Below are 22,684 nucleotides of genomic sequence, written 5' to 3' on the forward strand. Positions count from 1 at the left end.
GCCGGGCGACCTGCCGCCCGACAACCGGAATGCCGGTCTTGGACGCCCCTCGGGGCGTCTTTTTTTGGTTTTACGGCGGCTCCCCGATGCGATACAACAGCACTTCAAGCGCGCTCAGGGAAATCCGCGACGAGATGAACCACGACAGCCACGAGCCCTCATCCTTTCCCCCGCCCGCCGACGCCCGCCTCGCGGCCGGCGCCGACGGCGCCACGCTCGACAGTCTGGCCGACGGCTTCCTGTCGCTCGATCGCGAATGGCGCGTGCGCTACCTGAACCCGGCCGCCGAACGCCTGTTGCGGCGCAACAGGCTGGACCTGGTGGGGCGCGGCCTGTGGGACAGTTGTCCGGACCTGGTCGGCACCGGCTACTACGATGCCTGCCGCGGCGCCATGCAGACCGGCCGCCCGGCCCAACACATCGGCTACTACGCGCCGCTGGCGAGCTGGTTCGAGGTGCGCGCCTTTGCGCATGAGGACGGCCTGGCGGTCCTGTTGCGCGACGTCTCGCGCGAACGCGAGGAAACCGCCCAGCTCAGATACCAGGCCACCCATGACTACCTGACCGGCCTGCCGAACCGGCGCCAATGCATGGACACGCTGTCCGCCGCCATCGCCGAGGCCGAGCGGACGCTGGCCGCGCAGGGCCCGACCCTGGCGGTGCTGTTCCTGGACCTGGACCGCTTCAAGGAAGTCAACGACGCCTTCGGCCACGCCGAGGGCGACCTGCTGCTGTGCGATGTGGCCGAGCGGCTGCGCAAGTTCCTCACGCCCGCGATTTTCTGCGCCCGGGTCGGCGGCGACGAGTTCCTGCTGGTGCTGCGCGGCACCAACGAGCGTGCGGCCGAGGCCCTGGCCAATTCGATCCTGAACGCGCTGTCGATCCCGAGCGACATCCATGGCCGCTCGGTCTCGCTGGGCGCCAGCATCGGCATCGCGCTGATGAACTCGCCCGGCGAATCGGCCGAGATGCTGCTGAACTATGCCGACGCGGCGATGTACGCGGCCAAGTCGGCCGGCCGTTTCCAGGTGCGGGTGTATCACCGCGAACTGATGCAGGGGCTGGGCGCGCGCCTGTCGCTGCGCGGCGACATCCAGGGCGCGCTGGCCAACAACCAGTTCGAGCTGCACTTCCAGCCGCAGATCAGCATGCACGACGGCTCGCTGTGCGGCGCCGAGGCGTTGCTGCGCTGGCGCCATCCCACCCGCGGCCTGCTGGCGCCGGCGGCGTTCCTGGACGTGATCCTGGATTCGCCGATGGAGTCGGCGCTGACCGAATGGGTGGCCAACGCCACCTGCCTGCACATCAGCGAATGGCTGGGCGAGGGCCTGCCGGTGCCGCGCATCTCGTTCAACCTGTCGGCGCGCCAGTTGGTGGCGCCCGACCTGGCCAACACCATCGTGCGCCTGGCGCAGGTGCATGGCGTGCCGCCGACACTGCTCGACGTGGAAGTCACCGAGAATTCGCTGATGAGCGACGTCGAGAAGGCCTCCGGCATTCTCGCGGCGCTGCGCGAGGCCGGCATATCGGCGTCGCTGGATGACTTCGGCTCGGGTTATTCGAGCCTGGCGTACCTGGCGCGGCTGCCGATCGACACGCTCAAGATCGACCAGTCGTTCGTCTGGGCGCTGGGCAAGGTGCCGACCGCCACCGCCGTGATCCGCGGCGTGGTGCGGCTGGCGCATTCGCTGGGCATGCGCACGCTGGCCGAGGGCGTCGAGACCGAGGCGCAGCGCCAGATGCTGATCGAGGAAGGCTGCGACGCGATGCAGGGCTTCCTGTTCAGCCGCGCGCTGCCGGCCAGCGCCTTCGCCGCGCTGCTGCGCGAAGTGCCGCGCTGAGGCGAACCGCTATCATGTCCGCCTGACGACCCGATTGATGACGGCAATGACGATGGACAGGATACGGCTCGACAAATGGCTCTGGGCGGCGCGCTTCTACAAGACGCGCAGCCTGGCGGTGGACGAAATCGGCAAGGGCCGGGTGCAGGTCAACGGCCAGCCCGCCAAACCGGCGCGCGAGGTCGGCCCCGGCGACGTGATCAGCATCCGCAAGGAAGACCCGCCCATCCAGGTGCGCGTGGTCGCCGTCAGCGGCGCGCGCGGCCCGGCGCCGGTGGCGCGCCAGCTATATGAGGAAACCCCGGAAAGCGCCGCCGCGCGCGAACGCGCGGCCGAGATGCGGCGGCTGGCGCCCGAGCCGGCGCTGGACATCGCCGCCGGCCGACCGACCAAGCGCGACCGGCGCCTGATCGACCAGATGCGGGGCAAGTGAGACGCGACCGCGACAGGGCCCGGACCGGCCCGGCGGACCGGCCACGAAAAAGCGACAGCGCTACAGCGCCCGTCCCACGATCAACGGATCCAGCGCCAGTTCCGGCGCGCCGCTCTTGCCTTCGTACGGCAGGCGGCTGAGCACATAGCGCATGGCGTTCAGGCGCGCGCGCTTCTTGCAATCCGACTTCACCACGATCCACGGCGCGTCGGCCGTGTCGGTGTGCGCGAACATCGCTTCCTTGGCGCGGGTGTAGTCGTCCCACTTGTCGAGCGAGGCCAGGTCCACGGGGCTCAGCTTCCATTGCTTGAGCGGATGCACCTTGCGCTGCAGGAAGCGGCGGCGCTGCTCTTCCTGGCTGACCGAGAACCAGAACTTGACCAGGTGGATGCCGCTGGTGACCAGGTGGCGCTCGAAGTCGGGCACCTGGCGCAGGAACTGCAGGTATTCCTCCTGCGAGCAGAAGCCCATCACGCGCTCGACGCCGGCGCGGTTGTACCAGGAGCGGTCGAACATCACGATTTCGCCGGCGGTGGGCAGATGCTGCACATAGCGCTGGAAATACCACTGGCCGCGTTCGGTGTCGGACGGCTTCTCCAGCGCCACCACGCGCGCGCCGCGCGGATTCAGGTGCTCCATCATGCGCTTGATGGTGCCGCCCTTGCCCGCCGCGTCGCGGCCCTCGAACAGGATCACCACGCGCTGTCCGGTGGCCTTGACCCAGGCCTGCAGCTTGAGCAGCTCGACCTGCAGCGCGTATTTCTGCTTTTCGTAATTGCGCCGCAGCATGCGGTGGCGGTACGGATAGATGCCCTCGCGCCAGTCGGTCGCCAGCTCCTCGTCGGGATTGCGGCGCGCGGCCGGCGCCTGCGCGTTGGCTTCGAGCAGCGCGCGGTGCACCGCCACCGCGTCGTCCGGCGACAGTTCCTCGATCACCGAGCGCAGCGCCGCGTGGGCTTCGCCCGATTCGCCGATCTGGTAGCGGCGGGCGATGTCGGCCAACACCGACGAGGTCTCCTGGCGCGCGGCGACTTCCCGCGCATTGACGCGCTTGCGCGCCTGGATCGCCGGTTCGATGGCGGGCAGCCCGGCCGGGGCTGCCGGCGCGGACGCCGGCGGCTGGACGACCTTGGACGGCTTGTCGGCGCGGACGGCGCGCGTGGACTTGGGCGTCTCGGCGCCGCGGGCGGACCGCGCCGGGGCCGGCGTGCGCTTGCCGGCCGCGGCGGAGCGGGTGGCCTTGCGCGGCGGGGCGGTGCGCTTGGCGGCGCGCGGGGCCGTGGCGCCGTCGTCGTTCTCGGCGGGCGATCCGGAAGCTTGCGGGGTCTTGTCAGTCATCGTTGCAATCCTTGCTGCGCGTGAGGTCAGAGCCGCGGCGGCCGGCCAGTCGCCGGCGACCCGTCAGGAAAAAACATCTACCCTAACCGGCGTGCCGAGGCGGGGCGTTGACGTGGATCAATGCTTGTAACATTGCGGCAGCAATCCGCGCCGCTACACTGCCCGCTGCCCTCTTTCGACTGCCCCCTGCCGCCATGTGGTCCCTGCTCAAACGGCTGTTCGCCGGCCCGCCCGCGCCGCCCGACCCCTACGCCGAAACCATCCGCTTCGACGACAGCGGCTTCACCCGCGCCATGGGCACCGAAGCGACGGGCGGTCGGCGCCAGTTCTGGCCGTGGGAGGCCGTCGACGAATTCGGTTTCCGCTTCACCGAGGCGCTGTTTCCCGATCCGTGGGCCGGCGCTTACATGGAAGGCCTATGGTACGTCCGGGTGCGCGACGACGGCTCGCCGATGGCGGTCGAATTCGGCCAGGAACACCTCGACCTGGCCGCCCTGCCGCCGGCGCTGCTGCGGCACATGCCGGGACTGGACGTGCAGGCGCTGCGCGAGGGATTGGCCGTGGCCAAACGCGGTATCCATCACTTCGAGGGCGAAGGCAACTGGGTCGGCTGGCGGCGCGATCCGCATTGCACCTGAAAAGCCCTCACGGTAACATCTGCGGCTAAATATTTCGTGGCTGCCGCCCGCCGTGGAAACACGTAGAGAACCCACCCTGAGCCCGGAAGGCGCCAACACGCCGCTGCCGTCCGCGACATCGGCGGCGCGCGGTTCCCCACGACCCAGCCGCGCCCTGCGGACATGGACCTGGGGCCTGTACATCGGGTTGTGGCTGCTCCTGTTGATCTTCAAGTCCGACGGCGCGGACGGCGTCGCGGACCCCGCCGAGTCGCTGGGCTACCGCGTCGGCAGCGCGGTCGGCAGCGCCATCGCGCTGGTGCTGCCCGCCGCCCTGGTGATCCTGGCCCTGTCGCTGTTCAAGCGCTTTCGCACGCCGTTGCACCGCATGCGCGCGGCCTTCGCCACCGGCCTGCTGCTGGCGGCCGCGGCCGCCGTCCTGGCCGGCCTCGCGGCCTATCGCGAAACGCAGAAGGCCACCGCGCTGGCCGAGATCCGCCGCACCGGCGAATGGATGCGCGCCGCGCTCAACGCGCCCGACCATCCGCCCGGAGACGTGCCGGACATCGACGCCACCCCCAAGGCGCATGGCGTGTATGGCGAGATCGAGCGCGGCGTCAAGATCATCCTGGGACAGCGGGTGGCGCAGTACCGCGCCTACATGAAGGAACTGGACGAGGTGCGGCTGTCGGACCTCTTCATCCCCAACCGTCTGGCGCGCGACCGCGGCATGGTGGAAAGCCGGCTGATCCTGGAACAATCGCAGCGCGTGGTGCGGAAATACAGCCAGCAGAACCGGCGGCTGCTGGCCGACGTGCCCGTCACCATCCGCTCGCTCGACCTGAGCGAGCAGCAGAAGGACCGCATGGTCGAAGGCGCGATCAAGGCGCGGCCGCAGCAGAAGGCAACGCTGGCGCGCAACTGGGAGCTGGAGCGCCAGACGCTGGACGAGTTCGAGAAGATGATCAATCTGCTCGACGACAACCGCCGCGCGTGGCGCGTGGAGCACAACGAGATCGTGTTCGACCGCGACAGCCTGTTGAACCGGTTCCGCGCCCATCAACTGGCGGTGCGCCAACTGACCGAGGAACGCGCGCGGCTGGAATCGCAGCAGTTCGACAGCCTGACCTCGGTGCTGCGCTGACGCGGGTCGTCGGCGCCCGGGCGCGAAGGCGGGCCGGGCGCGATCGAGCGTCAGCTCCCCGCCTGATCCAGCCCCTGCTTCAGATCGGCCAGGATGTCGGCGGCGGTTTCCAGCCCGACCGACAAGCGCAGCAGGCCTTCCGACAGGCCATACTTTTCGCGGTCTTCGGCCGTATAGCTGGCGTGCGTCATGGTGGCCGGATGCTGGATCAGCGTTTCCGGATCGCCCAGGCTGACAGCGATGCGCGCCAGCTTCAGGCTGTTCAGCAGGCGCCGGCCCGCGGCCAGCCCCCCCTTCAACTCGAACGCCACCAGCCCGCCGCCGGCCGCCTGCTGGCGCTGCGCGATCTCGGCGCCGGCCGTGCCCGCCAGGCCCGGATAGAACACGTCGGCCACCGCCGCGTGTTCGCGCAGGAACTTCGCCACCTTCAATGCCGATTCGCTGTGACGCTCGACCCGCAATTCCAGCGTCTTCAGGCCGCGCAGCACCAGGAAGGCGGTGAACGGCGACAGCGTCGCGCCGGTGAAGTAACGCAGGCCCTGCAGGCGGATCGCGTCGATGTGCTGCTTGCGGCCGACCACCGCGCCGGCGAGCAGGTCGCCGTGGCCGCCCAGGTACTTGGTGGCCGAGTGCAGCACGATGTCGGCGCCGTGTTGCAGCGGCCGTTGCAGCACGGGCGTGGCGAAGGTGTTGTCGACGATGGTCAAGAGCCCTTTGCCGCGCGCGATGGCCGAGATGGCGGCGATGTCGACCAGCCGCAGGTTGGGGTTGGCCGGCGTCTCGAAATAGACCGCGCGGGTCTTGGGGCCGATGGCGGCGGCCACGGCTTCCGGGCGCGTGAAATCGGCGAACACGGCGTTGATGCCCAGGCGCGGCAGCCCCTGCGCGAACAGCGTGAAGGCGGTGCCGTAGACGATCTGGTCGACCACGATCTCGTCGCCGCTTTGCAGCAGCGACAGCAGCGTGGCCGAGATCGCCGCCATGCCCGACGCGGTGACCACGCCGGCCTCGGCGCCTTCGAGCGAGGCCAGCCGCTCTTCCAGCAGGGCCTGGGTCGGGTTGCGGGTGCGGCCGTAGACGTAGCCCGATTGTTCGCCGAGGCGAATGCGGTCGAAGGCCTCGATGCTGTCCTGGGTGTAGGTGGAGGTCAGGTAGAGCGGCGGCGACAGCGCGCCCTGCTCGTCCAGCGGGTCGTAGCCCAGGTGGATGGCGCGGGTGGCGAAGCCGTGGTGTTGCGAGTCGGACATGGATACCTCCGGGAATCAGCTCGGGGATGCGGACGGCGCGGCGCCGTCAGCGCTTGTGGTCGGCGCGGCGCGACAGCCATTCGCCGGTGAATTGCACGATCGAGACCAGCGCGATCAGGATCACGATCACTTCGAACATCACGCGGGTCTCGTAGCGTTCGTAGCCATAGCGGATGGCCAGGTCGCCCAGGCCGCCGGCGCCCACCGCGCCGGCCATGGCCGAGGCGTTGATCATGGCGATGACGCTGACGGTCATGCCGCCGATGATGCCGGGCAACGCCTCGGGCAGCAGCACGTGGCGCACGATGTGCCAGCGGCGGCAGCCCATGGCGCGCGCGGCCTCCACCAGGCCGTGGTCGACATCGTTCAGGCTGACCTGGGCGATGCGCGCGAAGAACGGCACCAGATTGGCCGACAGCGGCACGATCGCGGCCCAGGTGCCGAGCGTGGTGCCGACCAGCATGCGCGTGAACGGCAGCATCGCCACCAGCAGGATGATGAAGGGGATGGCGCGGAACGTGTTCACGGTGATCGACAGCGCTTTGTTCAGGCGCGGCCGCGGATACAGGTTGCCCGGCGCGGTGACGGTCAGCACCACCGCCAGCGTCAGGCCGGCGGCGATCGCGATGAGCGCGGACACGCCCACCATGGTCAGCGTCTGCAGGAAGGCCTGCAGGTATTTATCCAGCATCGGCAGCGACATAGCCCAGTACCTCGATCTGATCGGCCACCAGCGCGGCGCGCGCGGCCTCTTCCTGTAGAACGGCGGCCGGCACCGACACCAGCAGGCTGCCCTGGGCGTGGCCGCGCAGGCGGTCCAGCCCGCCATGCAACAGCGTCGCGCCCGGCCCCAGCGCCGCCAACGCCTGCAGCGAGACGCCCTCGGGACGGCCCTGCCCGGTGAAGCGCAGCCGCAGCACTGCCAGGCCCGCGCCGCCTTGCAGGTCCGGCACCAGCCGCGCGGCCAGGTCGGCCGGCAGGTCATGCTGCAACGGCCGCAGCAACGCACGGGTGGCATCGGCCTGGGGATTGCCGAACACGCGCCAGACCTCGCCGTGCTCGACCTTGCGGCCGCCGTCCAGCACCAGCACCTTGTGGCAGACCTCGCGGATCACCGCCATATCGTGCGTGATCAGCACCACCGTCAGGCCCAGCTTGCGGTTGATGTCGCGCAGCAGCGCCAGGATCGACTGAGTGGTTTCGGGGTCGAGCGCCGAGGTGGCCTCGTCGCACAGCAGGATCTCCGGGTCATGCACCAGGGCGCGGGCGATGCCCACGCGCTGCTTCTGGCCGCCGGACAGCTTGGAAGGATAGGTGTCGGCCTTGTCGCGCAACCCGACCAGGTCCAGCAGCGCGTCGACCTTGGCGCGCGCCTCGGCCGGCTTGACGCCCGCGACACGCAGCGGCAAGGCCACGTTCTGCGCCACGGTCTTGGCCGACAGCAGGTTGAAGTGCTGGAAGATCATGCCGATGCGGCGCCGCAGGCCGACCAGCGCATTTTCGTCCAGGCCGCCGACGTCCACGCCGTCGACCCGCACCTGGCCGGCGCTGGGCCGCTCCAGCATGTTGATCGAGCGCAGCAGCGTCGACTTGCCGGCGCCGCTGCGGCCGATGATGCCGAACACCTCGCCGCGCCCGATGGAAAAGGAGATATCGGCCAGCGCCGTTACCGTGCCCCGCGGGCCCTGGTAGCGTTTCTGCAGGCCGTCGAAAACGATGTGGGCGTCTTGCGCCGCGTCGGCGGCGGGCCGCAGGGCCGGATCCGCCAGGGGGATGTCGTGTTGCATCATGCTGTGTTCCCGAGCCGCCCGCGCGGCGGCGCGTGCCGCTCCGCGAGCGAGGATGGCGGCGGCGCCGGCTGGCGCCGCCGCGCGTTCCGGCTCAGAAGACCGGGATCACCGAGCCTTCGTACTTGCTCAGGATGAACTGGCGCACTTCCTCGGAGTGATAGGCCTTGACCAGCTCGGGCACCCAGGGCGCGTTCCTGTCTTTCTCGCGCACGGCGATGATGTTGACGTAGGGGTTGTTCTCTTTCTTCTCCACCGCGATGCCGTCACGCGTGGCGATCAGCCCAGCCTGGTAGGCGAAGCTGTTGACGATGGCGGCGGTGTCGACGTCGGGCAGCGAACGCGCCAGCACCACCGAGGCGCTTTCGACGAAGTCGAGCTTGCGCGGGTTGGAGGTCACGTCGGCCAGCGTCGCGGTGCCCGTGGCCGGATCGAAGCCGTCCTTGAGCGTGATCAGGCCCTGGTCGCGCAGGATCACCAGCGCACGGGTCTGGTTGCTGGGATCGTTGGGGATGCCGACCTTGGCGCCTTCGGGCAGGGCCTGCAGCGACTTGTATTTCTTCGAATAGAAGGCGATGGGCGAGATCAGCGTATTGGCCACCGACACGAGTTTGTAGCCGCGCTGCTTGATCTGGTCGTTCAGGAACGGGATGTGCTGGAACGCGTTGGCGTCCAGGTCGCCGTTGTTGAGCGCCTCGTTGGGGCTGGCGGTGCCGGTGATGACCACCGGCTCGACGGCCAGGCCGTTCTTCTTGGCGACCTGCGCCACCACTTCCCAGATCTGTTCGTCGACGCCGCCGCGCACGCCGACCTTGAGCGGCTTGGGATCGGCCGAGAAGGCCGGCCCGTGGAACATGGCGGCCGCGGCCAGCACGGCGCCCAGCAGGGCCTTGGCCAGCGTGCCCGCGCGGGCGGTGTAAGTGCGGGGAGTCATATGGAAATCGCCTCTCAGTCGATACGGTTATGAGGAGACGATTCTAGGGATGGCCCCTGCGCGCGCGAACGAATAGTTGGTTGAGTCGTTATTACAGGGGCGTTTGGATATGGCGCCGGCGCATAAGTGGCGCCTCAGAACGGCTTGACCACCACCAGCGTCACGATGACCGCCGCGGCGACCACCGTGAGCGGCGCGTACAGGTCGACCAGCGGCGCGCGTTTCACGCTGCCCTGCGACTGGCGGCGCAAGGCCGCGCTCTGCACGCCCAGCAGGCCCGACAGGACCAGCGCCAGCGCGATCTTGATCCAGATCCAGGTCATGGCGAACCAGCCGAAGGTCACGGCCAGGTGCAGGCCGACCAGCCAGGCCAGCACCATCGCCGGCGTGGTCACGAACAGCGTCCAGCGGCGCAGCGCGCCCAGCATCCTGCGTTCCTTGGGCGCCTCGTCGCTGTCGGGCGGCTGCGACGACAGCAGGAACAGCGACACGAACAGGGAGCCGCCCAGCCATGCGACCACGGCGGCGACATGCAGCATTTTGAGTAATTGGTAGGTCATGCGCGCGATTATCGCCGCAGCGGCGCGCGCCAGGGCGGAATCGGGTCCGACGGGTTTGCGCTACGGCAAAGACCGACGCCGGCGTTCACGGCGCCAGCGCCTTGAGCACCCGCAACGCCAGCCGCACCCGCGCCTCATTCGGATAGTTGCGGTTGGCCAGGATCACGATGCCGAGCTTGCGCGACGGCACGAACGCCACGTAGGCGCCGAAGCCATTGGTGGCGCCGGTCTTGTTGATCCACACTGCCTGCTGCGGCGCCAGCGGCGGTTGCAGGGCCTTGACCGGCAGGGTCTCGAACGCGACCTGGGCGGAATTGCCGTGCACCAGGTCTTCCACCGACACCGGGTAACGGTACTGTTCCCAGATCAGGTCCTGCGTCATCGCGCCCAACTGGTAATAGCCGGTATGGGTCTCGGCGATGGCGCGCTGCAGCGTGGCATCGACCGGCGTGGTGCCCAGGTTGATCTCGACGAAGCGCAGCATGTCGCGGGCGCTGGACTTCACGCCATAGGCCTCGTCCGCCAGCACGCCCGGGTTCACGCGCACCGGCGCATCCTGCTTGTCGTAGCCCTGGGCGTAGTCGGGCATCTTGCCCGGCGGCACTTCCAGGTAGGTATCGCGCAGGCCCAGCTTGGGAAACAGCCGCTGCTCCATCGCCACCACGTAGGGCTCGCCCAGCGCGCGCGCCGCCACCACGCCCAGCATACCGATGCTGGGGTTGGCGTAGGTGCGGCGCGTGCCAGGCGCGTACCGCGGGGTCCAGGCCTTCAGGTAGTCCATCAGTTGCGCCATGCTCTGCACCGCGTCCGGCACCTGCAAGGGGAAGCCGCCGGCGGTGTGCGTGGCCAGGTTCACCAGCGTCAGCCTGGCGAATTCGCTGCCTTGCAGCTCGGGCACCCACTTGGCCGGGCTGTCGGTGAGCGACAGGCGGCCCGTGGCCTGGGCGTAGGCGGCCAGCGTGACGGTGAAGGTCTTGCTGATCGACCCCAGTTCGAACAGGGTGTCGCTGGAGACCGCGCGGCGCGGCGCGCGCGAGGCGTCGCCGTAGTTGAAGAAGCGCTGCTCGCCGTCGCGGCTGACGCCGATGGCCATGCCGGCGATGCCGTACTCGCGCATGACCTCGGCCACGGCGGCGTCGACGGCGGCGGTGGCGCGATCGGCCTCGGCGGACGCGGGTGCCGGCGTCGCGGATGCCTTGGCGGTGGATGCCGGCGAGGATGCGGGCGTGGATACGGAGGTCGATGCCGTGGTTGCCTTGGCGGCGGGCGCTTGCGCGACGGCCGGGCCGGCCGAGGCGGCGCCGGCCAGGGCCAGCGTCAACGTCATGGACAGCAGGGAAATACGGAACATTGCCGGAGCGCGCATGCGGGATCGTCCTTTCGTTTTCCGGCCGGCGCGTGCCGGCGGTTCGGCGCCCAGTGTAGAGCCAATCCGGCGCCCCCCTGGTATTAACCCTGAGTCCCGCCCGCGCCGAATTTTGGCTATTCTCGGTGCGTCGATTCAAAACCCCGCAGAAGAGTCCCGCCCTCGTGGCGGGCGCCGACGGAGCAACCGCCCCGGAAACTCTCAGGCAACAGGACTGCGCGGTCTAGACAATCTGGAGAGAGGCGCCTGGCGCCCACCGAAGGGGAACCCGCGCCGCCGCGCCCGGGTGAAGCTCTCAGGTACAGAGACAGATGGGGTGCCACGGCCGTTGGGTCGTGGCCACGCCTTCTGGAGCCATCATGCCCCGCATCGCCATCATCGGCGCCGGTATCACCGGCGTCACGTCCGCCTACGCCTTGAGCAAACTGGGCTACGACGTCACCGTCTACGACCGCCAGCGCTATCCCGCCATGGAGACGTCCTTTGCCAACGGCGGCCAACTGTCCGCCAGCAATGCCGAAGTGTGGAACAGCGCCGCCACCATCATGAAGGGCCTGCGCTGGCTGGGCCGCCACGACGCGCCGCTGCTGCTCAATCCGCGCCCGAGCTGGCACAAGTATTCGTGGCTGGCCCAGTTCATGGGGCAGATCCGCAACTACCGCCAGAACACCATCGCCACCACCCGCATGGCGATCGAAGCGCGCGAGCACCTGTACGCCATGGCGGTGGACGAAGGCATCGACTTCGACCTGCAGCGCCGCGGCATCCTGCACATCTACCATGACGCCGCCAGCTTCGAGACCGCGCGCCGCGCCAACGCGCTGCTGCGCGAAGGCGGGCTGGAGCGGCACGCCGTCACGCCCGAGGAAATCCGCGGCATCGAGCCGACGCTGCAAACGCCCTGCCACGGCGGCTTCTACACGCCGTCCGACGCCACCGGCGACATCCACAAGTTCACCAGCGGCCTGGCGCAGGCGTGCCTGCGGCGCGGGGTGCGTTTCGAACAGGATGCCGACATCCGCGCCATCAGCCGCGACGGCCTGCCCTACGTGCTGGATATCGCGCGTGCAGAGGGCGCGCGGCGCGAACAGCACGAAGCCGACGCCATCGTGGTCTGCGCCGGCGCCGCCAGCCGCCAGTTCGCGCGGCAACTGGGCGACCGCCTGAACATCTACCCGGTCAAGGGCTACTCGATCAGCGTGCATCTGGACGACGCCGCGAGCCAGGCCGCCGCGCCCACCGTGAGCCTGCTGGACGAGGCCGCCAAGATCGTCACCAGCCGCCTGGGCGACCGCTTCCGCGTGGCCGGCACCGCCGAGTTCAACGGCTTCAACCTGGACATCCGCGCCGAACGCATCCAACCCCTGGTGGACTGGACCCGCCGCCATTTCCCCGGCGTGCGCACCGCGCGCGTGGTGCCGTGGTGCGGCCTGCGGCCGATGATGCCCGACATGATGCCGCGCGTCGGCCCTGGTAAGCGGCCGGGCGTGTTCTACAACACCGGGCACGGGCATCTGGGATGGACGCTGTCGGCGGCGACGGCGCAGATGCTGGCGGCGAGCGTCAGGCAGGCGGTGGCGTTGCCTTAAGCCCATGCCAGGAGATGGCACGCCGGGAGATCATGACCGCGATGGACAAACGCACCAAAAAAAGACCATTGTTCTCCCGGGACAATAAGACCCACCCCAATTCATGGTCGGACTAAATAAAGACTACAGTCAGTCCAGACCCTAACCACAGGGAGTCCGCGCCATGAAGTATTCGACCCAAGTCAAACCCATCTCCTACCTCAAGAGCCACGCCGCCGAGATCGTCACGACGTTGACCGAAACACGCGAACCCCTGCTCATCACGCAGAACGGCGAAGCCAAGCTCGTCGTCATGGACGTCAAGAGTTTCGAGGAGCAGGAGCAAGCGATGGCCCTGCTACAACTGCTTGCCCACGGACGGCGGGAAATCGAGGAAGGCCGAGTCTCGCCTGCCGCAGACGTGTTCGCCCGCATAGATGCGTTGGATGACGAAGACGAAGAGTGAACCATCAAGTTCTTTTGCTTGATGGCGCCGAAGAAGACCTGCAGCTTGAGCGCCCTGCGGGTCGGACGACGGCAAGATGCCCCGCCTCTTCCCGCAGCCATGCCCGCAATGCCGCCACACGCCGGTCATCGGCATCGCTAGCGCGCCAGCAGTTGCGGCACCGACGACGCCAGCAGCGTCAGGCCCGAGCACGTCAGCAGCCCCAGCACCACGCGACGGAACGTCACGTCGGAAATGCCGATATACAAACGCGTGCCCAGCAGCGTGGGGATCAGCATCGCCGGCGCCACCACCGCGAACATCGGCGCCATGTCGCGCGTAACGATGCCGGTGGCCAGGTAGATCGCCATGGTCACCGACAGCATCGACAGATTGAAGTTCTGGATCACGGCGCGCTGCGTGTCCTTGTTGAAGCCGCGCAGCGTGCACCACAGCGTCGGCACGCTACCGGCGAAACCGCCGATGCCGCCCAGCACGCCTCCCGCCAGGCCGACCGCGCCGTCGCCCCAGCGGTTGCCGCCAATGCGGGGCAGGCGCTGCGCCACCAGCATCACCGGGCACCATAGCGCCAGCAACGCGCCCAGCACCGCCTTGAACCAGTCCATGTCCAGGTGCGGCAGGACCAGCACGCCCAGCGGGATGCCAGCCAGCCCGCCCAGCAGGAACGGCCACAGCAGCGGCCAATTGAAGCCTCGGCGCACCGAGAACACCGCCAGCAGTTGTCCGGTCAGCGCGCCGAACACCGCCAGCGCCGCCGCCAGCCGCGGGTCCAGCACCCAGGCCCAGAACGACATGGCCACCATGCCGAAGGCAAAGCCCGATAGCCCCTGCACGAAGCCTGCCGCGGCCGCGCCGATCGCCACTATCCACACCGCATCCATGCCCTGCCTCTCCTCGTTGTCGTGAACGGCGACGCGTGTCGGCCGGTCCGTGTCTTGTGACGGCAGATTCTAGGCGCGCCCCGGCGCGGCGCGTATTTGAAGTGCTGATGAGGCGATAGGTTTTCGGTAATGGCGCCCGCGGCCCCGCGCAATCAGAGGAAGATCGCGCCGCGCAGGTACAGCGCCGCCTGACCGCTGATGATGACGCGGCCGTTGTCGCGCACCTCGCAGCGCAGTTGCCCCTTGCGCGCCCCGCCCTGCTCGGCGCTCAGGACCGTCTTGCCCAGGCGCTGCGCCCAGTATGGCGCCAGCGAGGTATGCGCGGAACCGGTCACCGGGTCTTCGTTCACGCCCACCCGCGGGCCGAACCAGCGCGACACGAAATCGTGGCGCGCGGACGGCGCGGTCACCGCCACGCCGCGCACGTCGAAGGCCGCCAGCGCGGCGAAGTCCGGCTTGAGGCCGTCGATCAGCGCTTCGTCGTCGATCACGACGAGGTAGTCGTCGGTGCGGTACAGCGCCCGCGCCTCGGCCAGCCCCAGGGCCTGCAACAGGCCGGGCGGCACGGCCTCGGCCACCGGCTGCTTGGCCGGGAAGTCCATCGCCAGGCCGTCGCCGGCGCGACGCACCTGCAGTTCGCCGCTGCGGGTGGCGAACCGCAGCACCTCGTCCCTGGCCCCGAGTTGCTCGAACAGCACCCAGGCTGTCGCCAGCGTGGCATGGCCGCACAGGTCGACCTCGACCGCGGGCGTGAACCAGCGCAGGTCATACAGGTCGCCGCGCCGCACGACATAGGCGGTTTCGGACAGGTTGTTTTCCTCGGCGATGCGTTGCAGCGTGGCGTCCGGGAGCCAGGCGTCCAGCGGCACCACCGCGGCGGGATTGCCGCCGAAGGGCGCGGCGGAGAAGGCGTCTACCTGGTAGAGATCGAGTTGCGGCATGGAAGATCCTCGGATGCGATGAAGTCGGCGGCGCGCGCAGGCACGCCATGCGGCATTTTGCTACGAAAACGGCGAGCGCCTGGCCGCCAGGCGCCCGCCCGCGCAGGCCAGCCCCGAATTGAAGGGCGCTAGCGAGGCATGGCCGCGCGCAGCAGCGCTTCCAGCCGGTCCAGGTCGGCGTCCTGCCGCGCGCTGTAGCCGATGACCACGCCTTGCGGCCAGGACACCCGCCGGCAGAAGTCCGCGACCGGCTGGATGCCCACGCCCCATTCACGGGCGCGGGTCAGCAGGGCCGCGACGTCGAAGCCGGACGGCGGCCACCACACTAGGTGAAAGCCGGTCTGCTCGCCGCTGACGCGCAGCGGCGCCGCGCCTGCCGTCTCGCGCAGCATGGCCATGACGCGGTCGCGGCGGCCGGCGTAGACCGAGCGCGCCTTGCGCACGTGGCGCGCGAAGCCGCCGTCCTCCAGGAACGTGGCCAGCGTCATCTGCTCGATCACGCTGCACGAACGTCCGGTGACATAGAGCGCGCGGGCGAAGGCCGGCGCCAGCGACCGCGGCACCACCGCGTAGCCGATGCGCAAGGCATTGAAGAGCGTCTTGTTGAAGCTGCCGAAGTGGATCACGCGGTCGGCGCTGTCCAGGCTTTTCAGCGCCGCCAGCGGCGCGCCGTCGTAGCTGAACTCGCTGTCGTAGTCGTCGTCGAGGATCCAGCAGCCGGTCTGCGCGGCCCAATCCAGCAGTTCCAGGCGACGCGAAACGGGCATGGTGACGCCGGTGGGCGATTGATGCGCCGGCGTCACGTGCGCCAGCCGGGCGCCGCGCTGGCGCCGGGCGCGCGCGACCGAGAAGCCGTGCTCGTCGATGGCGATGGGCACGATGCGCCGCGTGTACTGGCTGAACAGCGGCTCGGCGTTGAGGTAGCCGGGGTCTTCTACCAGCACCTTGTCCCGCGGCGTCAGCAGCAGGCGCGCGCTCAGGTCCAGGCCGTCGCGGATGCCGGACAGCACCACCACCTGGCCGGCGTCGCAGGCGATGCCGCGCGCGGCGCCCAGGTAGCGGGCGATCTGCTCGCGCAGCGGATACCAACCCAGCGGATCCTCGTGCGCCAGTTGCGCCGGCGTGACGCGCTGGGCGCTGGCCATCAGGCCCTTGCGCCAGGTTTCCATGGGGAACAGCGAGGCGTCGGCGCTGCGCGCCATGAAGGAGGACGCGTCACGGCGCGGGGCCGGGGCCGACGGATCGGCGGCCCCGGCGGCCTGCCCGCCCGCCGCGGCGCGCGCGCGGTCAGGCGCCGCGGCCGCGCCCGGTCCGCTGGCCGCGCCGTCATCGCCAGGCAGGCCGCGCCGGAAGAAATTGTCCGGGATGACCGCCGCCACGTAGGTGCCGGAACCGACCGCGCCTGCGGTATAGCCCTCGCCGCCCAACTGGTCGTAGGCGGCCTCGACCGTGGAGCGGGCCACGTGCCAGCGCGCCGCCAGGTCGCGGGTGGACGGCAGCCGCCCGCCCGAGGGCAGCACGCCGCGCAGGATCCGTTCGCGGATCTGCCGGTAGACCCAGGCCTGCTTGGATTCTCCCGCGCGCGGCGGGTCGACCGGCAGGTCGAGGCTGGATTCCAGCCGGGCATCGCGCACCATTGGCTTGCTCATGTAAGTGGCTTGCTCATATTCGTGGAAATGGCCCTATTTCACCCAGCCATTCTATCCCTACATTACGCCCATCGCCCCGTCTTTCGGAACCGTGCCATGTCCACCTACACCATCACGCTCGCCAGCGGCCAATTCACCTGCGATGGCGCCACCTCGATCCTGGACGCCGCGCTGGCCCAGGGCGCGGCCGTGCCCTTCTCCTGTCAGCGCGGCGAATGCGGCGCCTGCCGGGCGGTGGTCACCGCCGGCCGCCACGAACGCATCACGCCGCCCAATGAACGTTCCTACGTCACCGCCGACGACGAACTGCTGATGTGCCAGTGCCGCGCCGCCAGCGACCTGACGCTGCGGTTTCCGCATTGGCAGGCCCCGCCCCGGCCGCTGCAGCGGCGCGAGGCCACCGTGCTGTCGCGCGCGCCGCTGACGGCCGACGTCACCCGGCTGGTCATCGCGGTGCGCGGCGAAGCCGCCTTCACCTGGCAGGCCGGCCAGCACGTGCGTTTCCTGCTGGAAGACGGCAGCCAGCGCCCCTTCTCGATCGCCAACGTGCCCGCCGCCGCCGGCCCCGCGCAACTCGAATTCCACATCCGCCGCATGCCCGGCGGCGGCTTCACCGAACGCATCCTGCCGCGCCTGATGCCCGGCGATACGCTGTCCCTGGAAGGCCCGCAGGGCGCCTGCGTCTGGCCGGCCGACGGCTGGCCCGCGGACATCGAGCACCTGGTGCTGCTGGCCACCGGCACCGGCTACGCCGGCATCCATCCGATCCTGATGGAAGCGCTGCGGGACCCGCGCTTCAAGCGCGTCACGCTCTACTGGGGCGGCCGGACGGAGGACGATTGCTACGCGGGGCCGCTGCTCAATGCGCTGCAGGGCAAGGGCGCCGGCTTCGCCTGGCACGCCGTGCTGTCGGAGCCCCCCGCCGCGCAGGCCGCCCCCTGGCACGTACAGGACGCCGCCCTCGCCGCCGGCCATGACTGGGCCCGCGCCGTGGTCTACGCCTGCGGCAACCCGGCGATGGTGCGGGCGGCCCGCGAGCGGCTGGGCGCCGCCGGGCTGGCGCGCGACCGCTTCCACGCGGAAGCGTTCCTGCCCTCGCAGGACGCGGCCGCCGCCGGCGCGCCGGCCGCCCCCGCCCATCCCTGGGAACGGGTCGGCAGCCACTTCACCCTGGCCGGCATCCTCGAGGCGCGCCGCCGCTCGCGCGACGCGGTGCGCGAGATCGCCGCGCTGATGCGGCCCGGGATGACCACGCGCGAGGCGGTCAACGCGGCCGACGCGCACCTGCGCCAGATGGGCTCCTCGCACAACTGGCACCCCACCTACATCCGCTTCGGCCCCGACTCGCAGTCGCCCGCGGTGCAGCCCACCGACTTCCAGCGCCGCCTGCGGGAAGAGGACGTGTTCGTGGTCGACATCGGTCCGGTCTGGGACGGCTACGAGGGCGACTACGGCGACACCTTCGTGCTGGGCGCCGACGCCGACCATGAGCGCTGCGCCGAGGCCGCGCGCCAGGTGTTCGAGCGCACCCGCGAGGACTGGCTCCAGGGCCTGACCGGCGCCGCCCTGTACGACCGCGCCGAGGCGCACGCCCGCCAGCACGGCTGCGAACTGGTGCGCGAGATCCCGGGCCACCGCGTGGCGGATTTTCCGCACGCGCTCTACGGCAAGCACCAACTGGCGCAGGCGGATTTCGTGCCCGCCGACGGCATCTGGGTGCTGGAGATCCAGGTGCGCGACCGCGCGCTGCCGATTGGCGCCTTCTATGAGGATGTGCTGCTGCGGGAAACGACGGCGCAAGCCGACAGGGCGACGACCTAGGGTTTGTCCCCATGCCAGTCATGTCGATCCGCGGGATGCTCGAACGTCGAACCAGTACGCTCAACTTCCCTTCAAAGGCGGATTCATCATGACGACTGGCACCGTGACCCTGCATCGCGTCCTGCGCACCACTCCCGAACGCGTCTACCGCGCCTTCCTCGAACCCGACGCGGTCGTGCGCTGGCTGCCGCCCTACGGCTTCACCTGCGAGGTCCATGAACTGGACGCGCGGGTGGGCGGGCGGCACCGCATGTCGTTCCGCAATTTCGGCACCGGCCACGCCCACGATTTCGGCGGCGAGTACCTGGAACTGGTGCCGGGCGAGAAGATCCGCTACACGGACCAGTTCGACGATCCGAACCTGCCGGGACAGATGCAGACCACCATCACCCTGCGCAAGGTCTCCTGCGGCACGGAGATGACCGTGGTGCAGGAGAACATCCCCGCGGTGATTCCGCCGGAGATGTGCTACCTGGGCTGGCAGGAATCGCTGGCGCAGTTGATGCGGCTGGTGGAGCCGCAGATTCCCGACTGATACCGATCAGCCTTCGCGTCCGGCCAGCTCGTCCAGCAGCTCGGCCGACGGCACGAAGAACAGGCTGCCGGTGACGGCGCGGCTGTAGTCCAGCAGGCGGTCGTAGTTGCCGGCCGGACGGCCGACGAACATGTTCTCGAGCATCTGTTCGATCGGCTTGGGCGAACGCGCGTAGCCGATGAAGTAGGTGCCGAATTCGCCGGCGCCGGCGCGGCCGAACGGCATGTTGTCGCGCAGGATCTTGATCTCCTGGCCGTCCTCTTCCAGGGTGGTCAGGGCGCTGTGCGAGTACGACGGCTTGACGTCGTCGGCCAGCTCGACGTTGGTGAGCTTGCGGCGGCCGATGATGAGCTCCTGCTGTTCGGTCGACAGCTTTTCCCAGGCGGCCATGTCGTGCAGGTACTTCTGCACCAGCACGTAGCTGCCGCCGGCGAAGGCTTCGTCCTCGTCGCCGATCAGGGTGTAGCCGGGCAGCTCGAAGCCCTGCGGGTTCTCGGTGCCGTCGACGAAGCCGATGATGGCGCGCCGGTCGAAGTAGCGGAAGCCATGCACTTCATCGACCACGGTGGCCGCCGAGCCCAGCGCGGCCACCAGCAAGGTGGCCAGCTCGAAACAGGCGTCCATGGCTTCGGCGCGAATGTGCAGCAGGATGTCGCCGGGCGTCGAGACGGCGACGCGCTCGCCCGCGCCGATCTCGCGGAACGGATGCAGGCCGGCGGGCCGCGGCGCGCCGAACAGCGTGTCCCAGGCCGCCGAGCCGAAACCACAGACACAGGACAGGTCGGCCGCCACCGCGCGCGTGCCGACGGTGCGCACCAGGTTGCCGACGTCTTCGCACCAGGCGCGCACGGCGGCGGCGTTGTCGGCGCCGGGGTTCAGCGTGGCGACGATGAAGATCGCGTAGCGGGCGTTGGGGCTGAGGACGGCTTGCGGTTCGACGGGTTTTTCGGACATGGGATTCAGTGGGGCCGGCAACGGCCCGCGAGAGACAGGAGGCGCTGGAAATATAGCCGATGCGCCCGCTCATGCGGCGCCGCCTTTGCCGCGGGCGGCCGGCGGCGCCAGCTCGGCGAGCAGTTCCTCCAGTTCCTGGCAGTGGGTGCGGTCGTGGTCGAGCAGCTCGCGCGCGATCTGCTCCAGCGTCATGCGGTGCAGGCCGTCGCGCAGCCCGCAGCGCGCCAGCGCCGCCACGTCCAGCTTGCGCAGCGAGGCGCACAACTGCGCCCGGCCGCGGCGGAACGACGCCAGCGCGGCGTCCGGGTCCTGTTCCTGGTAGTCGCGCTCGGCCGCCATGGCCGTGCCGTCGACGGAATCGATGCGCGGCAGCGGCGCGGCCAGGATGGCCGCGATGCGCTGGGTGAACACGGCGTCCAGGTCGCGCAGGTGGCAGACGTGTTCGGTGGCCGAAAAGCCGGTGCCTTCGGGCCGGCGGGTGCGCCACGCCGCGGGCACCCGCCCCATCAGGCCGGCCAGCGCGTCCGGCATGCGCGCCAGCTCGTCGATGACGCCGGCGAACGGCAGCGCCACGGGCCGCGGGCTGAACACCGCGCCATAGCTGAAGACCGGGCCCGCCACCCGGCCGCGCGCCTGCACCACGTCGTGCCCGTGGCGCCGCATCAGGTCGGCCACCAGCGCGCCGCAGAACTGCCGCGCGGTGGTGTCCGCCGCGACTTCGGGAAACAACCTCTCGATGTCATCGCTGATGGCGGCGACGGCGGCCACGCCCACCCGCGACAGCGCCGCGTACTCGAGGTAGCGGCCGGGCTCATCGATCAGGGCCTCGAGCTGCTGCCCGAGCGGGGTGGCGCGAAATCGGTCGAAACGGGAGTGCATGGCGACGCTCGGATAGTAACTGCGCAAAACGATACGTTACTAGCCGGCCGCCGTCAACACGCGCGTATCAGTCTGCCTGTGTCAGCAGCTCCGCCGTCAGCCGCGCAATCACCGCGTTCGACAGCATCACCGGCAGGCCGGACGCCGCCGCGGCCGCCGTCCGATGGCGTTCGACGAACCCCATGCAGTCGAGCACCAGCAGGTCGGCGCCCTGCCGCTTGAGTTCTCGGGCCGCCTCGGCCAGGGACTCACTGTCATCGGCATAGGGCGAGGCCACGGCGCACAGCGGCGCGTGTTGCAGCGCGCGCCACTTGTGCGCCTCGGACGCCACCTGCGACGCCAGCGGCACGATCACGCCCACCTGCCGCGCGCCCGCCAGGGCGGCGACGGTGGGCGAGACGATCAGGTCCGGCTCGATGAGCCACGCGCTGGCGGCGCGCAGGTCGTCGAACGCGCCGGTACACAGCACCAGCACGAAGGCGCAGCCCTGGGCCTCCAGCGCCGCGATCTTCTGCGTGAGCAGCGCCAGCATGGCGGCCTTGTCCACCACCACCGACGAGCCGTCCAGCAGCCGCGTGATGAGCGTGGCCTGGCCGGCCCGCGGCGCGTAGCGCCGTTCGATCTCATCGCGCGCCAGGCCGTCGAGCAGGCCCGCGTGCAGGCAGGGGGTGCCGGGCGGCAGGTGCCGTTCGAGAATCGGCGTGATGTCGGGCCGGGGGGCCTGGCCGATGGTGATGGTGCCGAGCTTGGCCGTGGCGGACATGATGGCGCTCCCGTGCGTTCAGTGTTTGGCGACCTGCTCGCCCTGCAGATGGGCCAGCGAACCGTAGAGCTTGAGCAGCAGCGCGTACTCGTCGCGGTCGAAGAACTGGCACTTGCCCTGGGTGAATTCCTTGGCCACTTCGACCGCGAACTTGGCGGCGGACGCGATGTCGACCTCGTGGCTGGCGCCCGTGCCGCAGCCCGGCACCACGCTCTCGGTGGTGATGGCCACGCCGACCACCGGCGCCGCGGTGGCGACCGACGGCTGCATGATGCTGTTCACGTGGTACACGCCGTTGTCGTAGGGCGTGATGTCCTGCAGCGAGATCGGGAAGGTGGCGGCGGGACGGCCGGTGGTCGTCTCCATGATGCGCAGCAGGTCTTCCGACATGCGCAGGATGTAGCCCTGCTTGACCGTCGGCGACAGCGCGAAGCCCTTGTGGTTGATGATGCGGTTGCCCTTGGTGGTGTCGATCGACAGCACCGCGTCCATCTCGGCGCTGAGTTCCTGCTCGTTCATGGCCTTCATGTCGACCGGCGAATCCATGAAATCCACCGGTTCGTGCGGACGGGTCGGCGCATCGGGGCAGATGTGCGTGCCGATGATCACGTCGCCGGCCAGCACGTCGCCCTGCGCCTGCATGTGCGCCAGCTTGAGCGCGGCGGCCACGGCCGCGACCGCGCCGTCGCCGTCGGACACCAGGCCAATGCGGCCCGGCCGCGCGCCGATGCCGCCCAGGCGACCGACAATGCCGAGCGTGGGCGCCGGCCCGCCGGCGCGCTTGCCCTGGGCGCCGGGAATGACGATGCGCACGAAATCGGTGGAACCGTTGGCGCCGGTGATCTTGGTGACGGTGACGCTGACGCCGGGATGGCCTTCGAGCAGCGTGGCCACGGTGTGGCCCGACGCGTGCGCGCTGTCCAGCGCTTCGAAGGCCTGCAATGTCTGGGAAAGACTCAT

The 22,684-nt window shown here is 69.7% G+C and carries 22 protein-coding genes and 2 riboswitches; of the genes, 8 read left to right on the forward strand and 14 right to left on the reverse strand.

Annotated elements, in window-relative coordinates; translation table 11 throughout:
• Window positions 1-134 precede the first annotated feature (134 nt).
• Together AAID08_RS18625 and AAID08_RS18630 are read left to right on the forward strand one after the other, a co-directional pair.
• Window positions 135-1,841: a bifunctional diguanylate cyclase/phosphodiesterase gene (locus AAID08_RS18625; protein WP_240806383.1), complete on the forward strand. Its 1,707-nt coding sequence runs from the start codon at window positions 135-137 to the stop codon at window positions 1,839-1,841.
• 52 nt (window positions 1,842-1,893) lie between these two features.
• The gene (locus AAID08_RS18630) at window positions 1,894-2,274 is read left to right on the forward strand and encodes an RNA-binding S4 domain-containing protein (RefSeq protein ID WP_054478886.1); all 381 of its coding nucleotides are present in this window, start codon (window positions 1,894-1,896) and stop codon (window positions 2,272-2,274) included.
• A 60-nt stretch (window positions 2,275-2,334) separates the two neighbouring features.
• Here the strand turns inward: AAID08_RS18630 and ppk2 are convergent, their stop codons facing one another.
• On the reverse strand, window positions 2,335-3,612 hold the full coding sequence (gene ppk2 / locus AAID08_RS18635) for a polyphosphate kinase 2 (protein ID WP_395756752.1): 1,278 nt from the start codon (window positions 3,610-3,612) through the stop codon (window positions 2,335-2,337).
• A 194-nt stretch (window positions 3,613-3,806) separates the two neighbouring features.
• Between ppk2 and AAID08_RS18640 the strand changes: the two genes are divergently transcribed.
• Both AAID08_RS18640 and AAID08_RS18645 read left to right on the forward strand, forming a co-directional pair.
• Window positions 3,807-4,250, forward strand: a complete 444-nt coding sequence (locus AAID08_RS18640; RefSeq protein ID WP_064527853.1) for a hypothetical protein — start codon at window positions 3,807-3,809, stop codon at window positions 4,248-4,250.
• Between the two features lie 52 nt (window positions 4,251-4,302).
• Window positions 4,303-5,373 (forward strand): hypothetical protein, encoded by a 1,071-nt coding sequence (locus AAID08_RS18645; RefSeq protein WP_395756753.1) that lies wholly within the window; start codon window positions 4,303-4,305, stop codon window positions 5,371-5,373.
• Between the two features lie 50 nt (window positions 5,374-5,423).
• On the opposite strand, the gene AAID08_RS18650 is transcribed toward AAID08_RS18645, so the two are convergent.
• From AAID08_RS18650 to ampC, 6 genes are all read right to left on the reverse strand, one after another.
• Complete coding sequence (locus AAID08_RS18650) at window positions 5,424-6,620, reverse strand: trans-sulfuration enzyme family protein (protein ID WP_395756754.1); 1,197 nt, start codon at window positions 6,618-6,620, stop codon at window positions 5,424-5,426.
• Window positions 6,621-6,666: 46 nt separating this feature from the next.
• A complete protein-coding gene (locus AAID08_RS18655; RefSeq protein WP_026383015.1) occupies window positions 6,667-7,323 on the reverse strand; it encodes a methionine ABC transporter permease in 657 nt (218 codons plus the stop codon).
• Window positions 7,301-8,410 (reverse strand): methionine ABC transporter ATP-binding protein, encoded by a 1,110-nt coding sequence (locus AAID08_RS18660; RefSeq protein WP_395756755.1) that lies wholly within the window; start codon window positions 8,408-8,410, stop codon window positions 7,301-7,303. Before AAID08_RS18660 ends, AAID08_RS18655 begins: the two co-directional genes overlap by 23 nt.
• Window positions 8,411-8,501: 91 nt before the next feature.
• The gene (locus AAID08_RS18665; RefSeq protein ID WP_054501990.1) at window positions 8,502-9,341 is read right to left on the reverse strand and encodes a MetQ/NlpA family ABC transporter substrate-binding protein; all 840 of its coding nucleotides are present in this window, start codon (window positions 9,339-9,341) and stop codon (window positions 8,502-8,504) included.
• Window positions 9,342-9,475: 134 nt separating this feature from the next.
• Entirely contained in the window at window positions 9,476-9,901 is a 426-nt protein-coding gene (locus tag AAID08_RS18670) for a CopD family protein (protein ID WP_054501989.1), read from the reverse strand.
• 85 nt (window positions 9,902-9,986) lie between these two features.
• Entirely contained in the window at window positions 9,987-11,267 is a 1,281-nt protein-coding gene (ampC, locus tag AAID08_RS18675; RefSeq protein WP_395756756.1) for a class C beta-lactamase, read from the reverse strand.
• A 136-nt stretch (window positions 11,268-11,403) separates the two neighbouring features.
• Window positions 11,404-11,494: riboswitch (glycine riboswitch) on the forward strand.
• 1 nt (window position 11,495) lies between these two features.
• Window positions 11,496-11,582: riboswitch (glycine riboswitch) on the forward strand.
• 44 nt (window positions 11,583-11,626) lie between these two features.
• Here ampC and AAID08_RS18680 point away from each other — a divergent pair.
• Together AAID08_RS18680 and AAID08_RS18685 are read left to right on the forward strand one after the other, a co-directional pair.
• A complete protein-coding gene (locus tag AAID08_RS18680; protein WP_054501987.1) occupies window positions 11,627-12,856 on the forward strand; it encodes a D-amino acid dehydrogenase in 1,230 nt (409 codons plus the stop codon).
• 163 nt (window positions 12,857-13,019) lie between these two features.
• Window positions 13,020-13,301 carry a type II toxin-antitoxin system Phd/YefM family antitoxin gene (locus tag AAID08_RS18685; RefSeq protein WP_054501986.1) on the forward strand — a complete coding sequence of 94 codons (282 nt, stop codon included), beginning with the start codon at window positions 13,020-13,022 and terminating at the stop codon, window positions 13,299-13,301.
• Window positions 13,302-13,438: 137 nt separating this feature from the next.
• On the opposite strand, the gene AAID08_RS18690 is transcribed toward AAID08_RS18685, so the two are convergent.
• The 3 genes from AAID08_RS18690 to AAID08_RS18700 all read right to left on the reverse strand — a co-directional run bounded on the left by AAID08_RS18690 (window position 13,439) and on the right by AAID08_RS18700 (window position 16,772).
• Window positions 13,439-14,182, reverse strand: coding sequence for a sulfite exporter TauE/SafE family protein (locus tag AAID08_RS18690; protein ID WP_054501985.1), 744 nt, complete (start codon window positions 14,180-14,182; stop codon window positions 13,439-13,441).
• Window positions 14,183-14,334: 152 nt separating this feature from the next.
• Window positions 14,335-15,123 (reverse strand): PhzF family phenazine biosynthesis protein, encoded by a 789-nt coding sequence (locus tag AAID08_RS18695; protein ID WP_054501984.1) that lies wholly within the window; start codon window positions 15,121-15,123, stop codon window positions 14,335-14,337.
• Between the two features lie 128 nt (window positions 15,124-15,251).
• Entirely contained in the window at window positions 15,252-16,772 is a 1,521-nt protein-coding gene (locus tag AAID08_RS18700) for a PLP-dependent aminotransferase family protein (protein ID WP_395756757.1), read from the reverse strand.
• A gap of 96 nt (window positions 16,773-16,868) precedes the next feature.
• On the opposite strand from AAID08_RS18700, the gene AAID08_RS18705 reads away from it, so the two are divergent.
• Together AAID08_RS18705 and AAID08_RS18710 are read left to right on the forward strand one after the other, a co-directional pair.
• Window positions 16,869-18,593 carry a M24 family metallopeptidase gene (locus AAID08_RS18705; RefSeq protein ID WP_395756758.1) on the forward strand — a complete coding sequence of 575 codons (1,725 nt, stop codon included), beginning with the start codon at window positions 16,869-16,871 and terminating at the stop codon, window positions 18,591-18,593.
• Between the two features lie 88 nt (window positions 18,594-18,681).
• Window positions 18,682-19,128, forward strand: coding sequence for an SRPBCC family protein (locus AAID08_RS18710; RefSeq protein WP_116791795.1), 447 nt, complete (start codon window positions 18,682-18,684; stop codon window positions 19,126-19,128).
• Window positions 19,129-19,134: 6 nt separating this feature from the next.
• Here AAID08_RS18710 and AAID08_RS18715 read toward each other — a convergent pair whose 3' ends face one another.
• The 4 genes from AAID08_RS18715 to AAID08_RS18730 all read right to left on the reverse strand — a co-directional run bounded on the left by AAID08_RS18715 (window position 19,135) and on the right by AAID08_RS18730 (window position 22,684).
• A complete protein-coding gene (locus AAID08_RS18715; RefSeq protein WP_395756759.1) occupies window positions 19,135-20,082 on the reverse strand; it encodes a Dyp-type peroxidase in 948 nt (315 codons plus the stop codon).
• A 69-nt stretch (window positions 20,083-20,151) separates the two neighbouring features.
• Complete coding sequence (locus AAID08_RS18720) at window positions 20,152-20,961, reverse strand: DinB family protein (RefSeq protein WP_175143157.1); 810 nt, start codon at window positions 20,959-20,961, stop codon at window positions 20,152-20,154.
• A gap of 67 nt (window positions 20,962-21,028) precedes the next feature.
• The gene (locus AAID08_RS18725) at window positions 21,029-21,724 is read right to left on the reverse strand and encodes an AroM family protein (protein ID WP_054502893.1); all 696 of its coding nucleotides are present in this window, start codon (window positions 21,722-21,724) and stop codon (window positions 21,029-21,031) included.
• An 18-nt stretch (window positions 21,725-21,742) separates the two neighbouring features.
• Window positions 21,743-22,684 carry a DUF1177 domain-containing protein gene (locus tag AAID08_RS18730; RefSeq protein ID WP_054502894.1) on the reverse strand — a complete coding sequence of 314 codons (942 nt, stop codon included), beginning with the start codon at window positions 22,682-22,684 and terminating at the stop codon, window positions 21,743-21,745.

The organism is Achromobacter sp. EB05 (assembly GCF_044232075.1).
GTDB lineage: Bacteria > Pseudomonadota > Gammaproteobacteria > Burkholderiales > Burkholderiaceae_B > Achromobacter > Achromobacter dolens.

Excerpts from the sequence above, each read along its gene's own strand:
- AAID08_RS18625 (WP_240806383.1), top strand. The coding sequence starts at position 135 with ATGAACCACGACAGCCACGAGCCCTCATCCTTTCCCCCGCCCGCCGAC.
- AAID08_RS18630 (WP_054478886.1), top strand. The coding sequence starts at position 1,894 with ATGGACAGGATACGGCTCGACAAATGGCTCTGGGCGGCGCGCTTCTAC.
- ppk2 (WP_395756752.1), bottom strand. The coding sequence starts at position 3,612 with ATGACTGACAAGACCCCGCAAGCTTCCGGATCGCCCGCCGAGAACGAC.
- AAID08_RS18640 (WP_064527853.1), top strand. The coding sequence starts at position 3,807 with ATGTGGTCCCTGCTCAAACGGCTGTTCGCCGGCCCGCCCGCGCCGCCC.
- AAID08_RS18650 (WP_395756754.1), bottom strand. The coding sequence starts at position 6,620 with ATGTCCGACTCGCAACACCACGGCTTCGCCACCCGCGCCATCCACCTG.
- AAID08_RS18655 (WP_026383015.1), bottom strand. The coding sequence starts at position 7,323 with ATGTCGCTGCCGATGCTGGATAAATACCTGCAGGCCTTCCTGCAGACG.
- AAID08_RS18660 (WP_395756755.1), bottom strand. The coding sequence starts at position 8,410 with ATGATGCAACACGACATCCCCCTGGCGGATCCGGCCCTGCGGCCCGCC.
- AAID08_RS18665 (WP_054501990.1), bottom strand. The coding sequence starts at position 9,341 with ATGACTCCCCGCACTTACACCGCCCGCGCGGGCACGCTGGCCAAGGCC.
- AAID08_RS18670 (WP_054501989.1), bottom strand. The coding sequence starts at position 9,901 with ATGACCTACCAATTACTCAAAATGCTGCATGTCGCCGCCGTGGTCGCA.
- ampC (WP_395756756.1), bottom strand. The coding sequence starts at position 11,267 with ATGCGCGCTCCGGCAATGTTCCGTATTTCCCTGCTGTCCATGACGTTG.
- AAID08_RS18680 (WP_054501987.1), top strand. The coding sequence starts at position 11,627 with ATGCCCCGCATCGCCATCATCGGCGCCGGTATCACCGGCGTCACGTCC.
- AAID08_RS18685 (WP_054501986.1), top strand. The coding sequence starts at position 13,020 with ATGAAGTATTCGACCCAAGTCAAACCCATCTCCTACCTCAAGAGCCAC.
- AAID08_RS18690 (WP_054501985.1), bottom strand. The coding sequence starts at position 14,182 with ATGGATGCGGTGTGGATAGTGGCGATCGGCGCGGCCGCGGCAGGCTTC.
- AAID08_RS18695 (WP_054501984.1), bottom strand. The coding sequence starts at position 15,123 with ATGCCGCAACTCGATCTCTACCAGGTAGACGCCTTCTCCGCCGCGCCC.
- AAID08_RS18700 (WP_395756757.1), bottom strand. The coding sequence starts at position 16,772 with ATGAGCAAGCCAATGGTGCGCGATGCCCGGCTGGAATCCAGCCTCGAC.
- AAID08_RS18705 (WP_395756758.1), top strand. The coding sequence starts at position 16,869 with ATGTCCACCTACACCATCACGCTCGCCAGCGGCCAATTCACCTGCGAT.
- AAID08_RS18710 (WP_116791795.1), top strand. The coding sequence starts at position 18,682 with ATGACGACTGGCACCGTGACCCTGCATCGCGTCCTGCGCACCACTCCC.
- AAID08_RS18715 (WP_395756759.1), bottom strand. The coding sequence starts at position 20,082 with ATGTCCGAAAAACCCGTCGAACCGCAAGCCGTCCTCAGCCCCAACGCC.
- AAID08_RS18720 (WP_175143157.1), bottom strand. The coding sequence starts at position 20,961 with ATGCACTCCCGTTTCGACCGATTTCGCGCCACCCCGCTCGGGCAGCAG.
- AAID08_RS18725 (WP_054502893.1), bottom strand. The coding sequence starts at position 21,724 with ATGTCCGCCACGGCCAAGCTCGGCACCATCACCATCGGCCAGGCCCCC.
- AAID08_RS18730 (WP_054502894.1), bottom strand. The coding sequence starts at position 22,684 with ATGAGTCTTTCCCAGACATTGCAGGCCTTCGAAGCGCTGGACAGCGCG.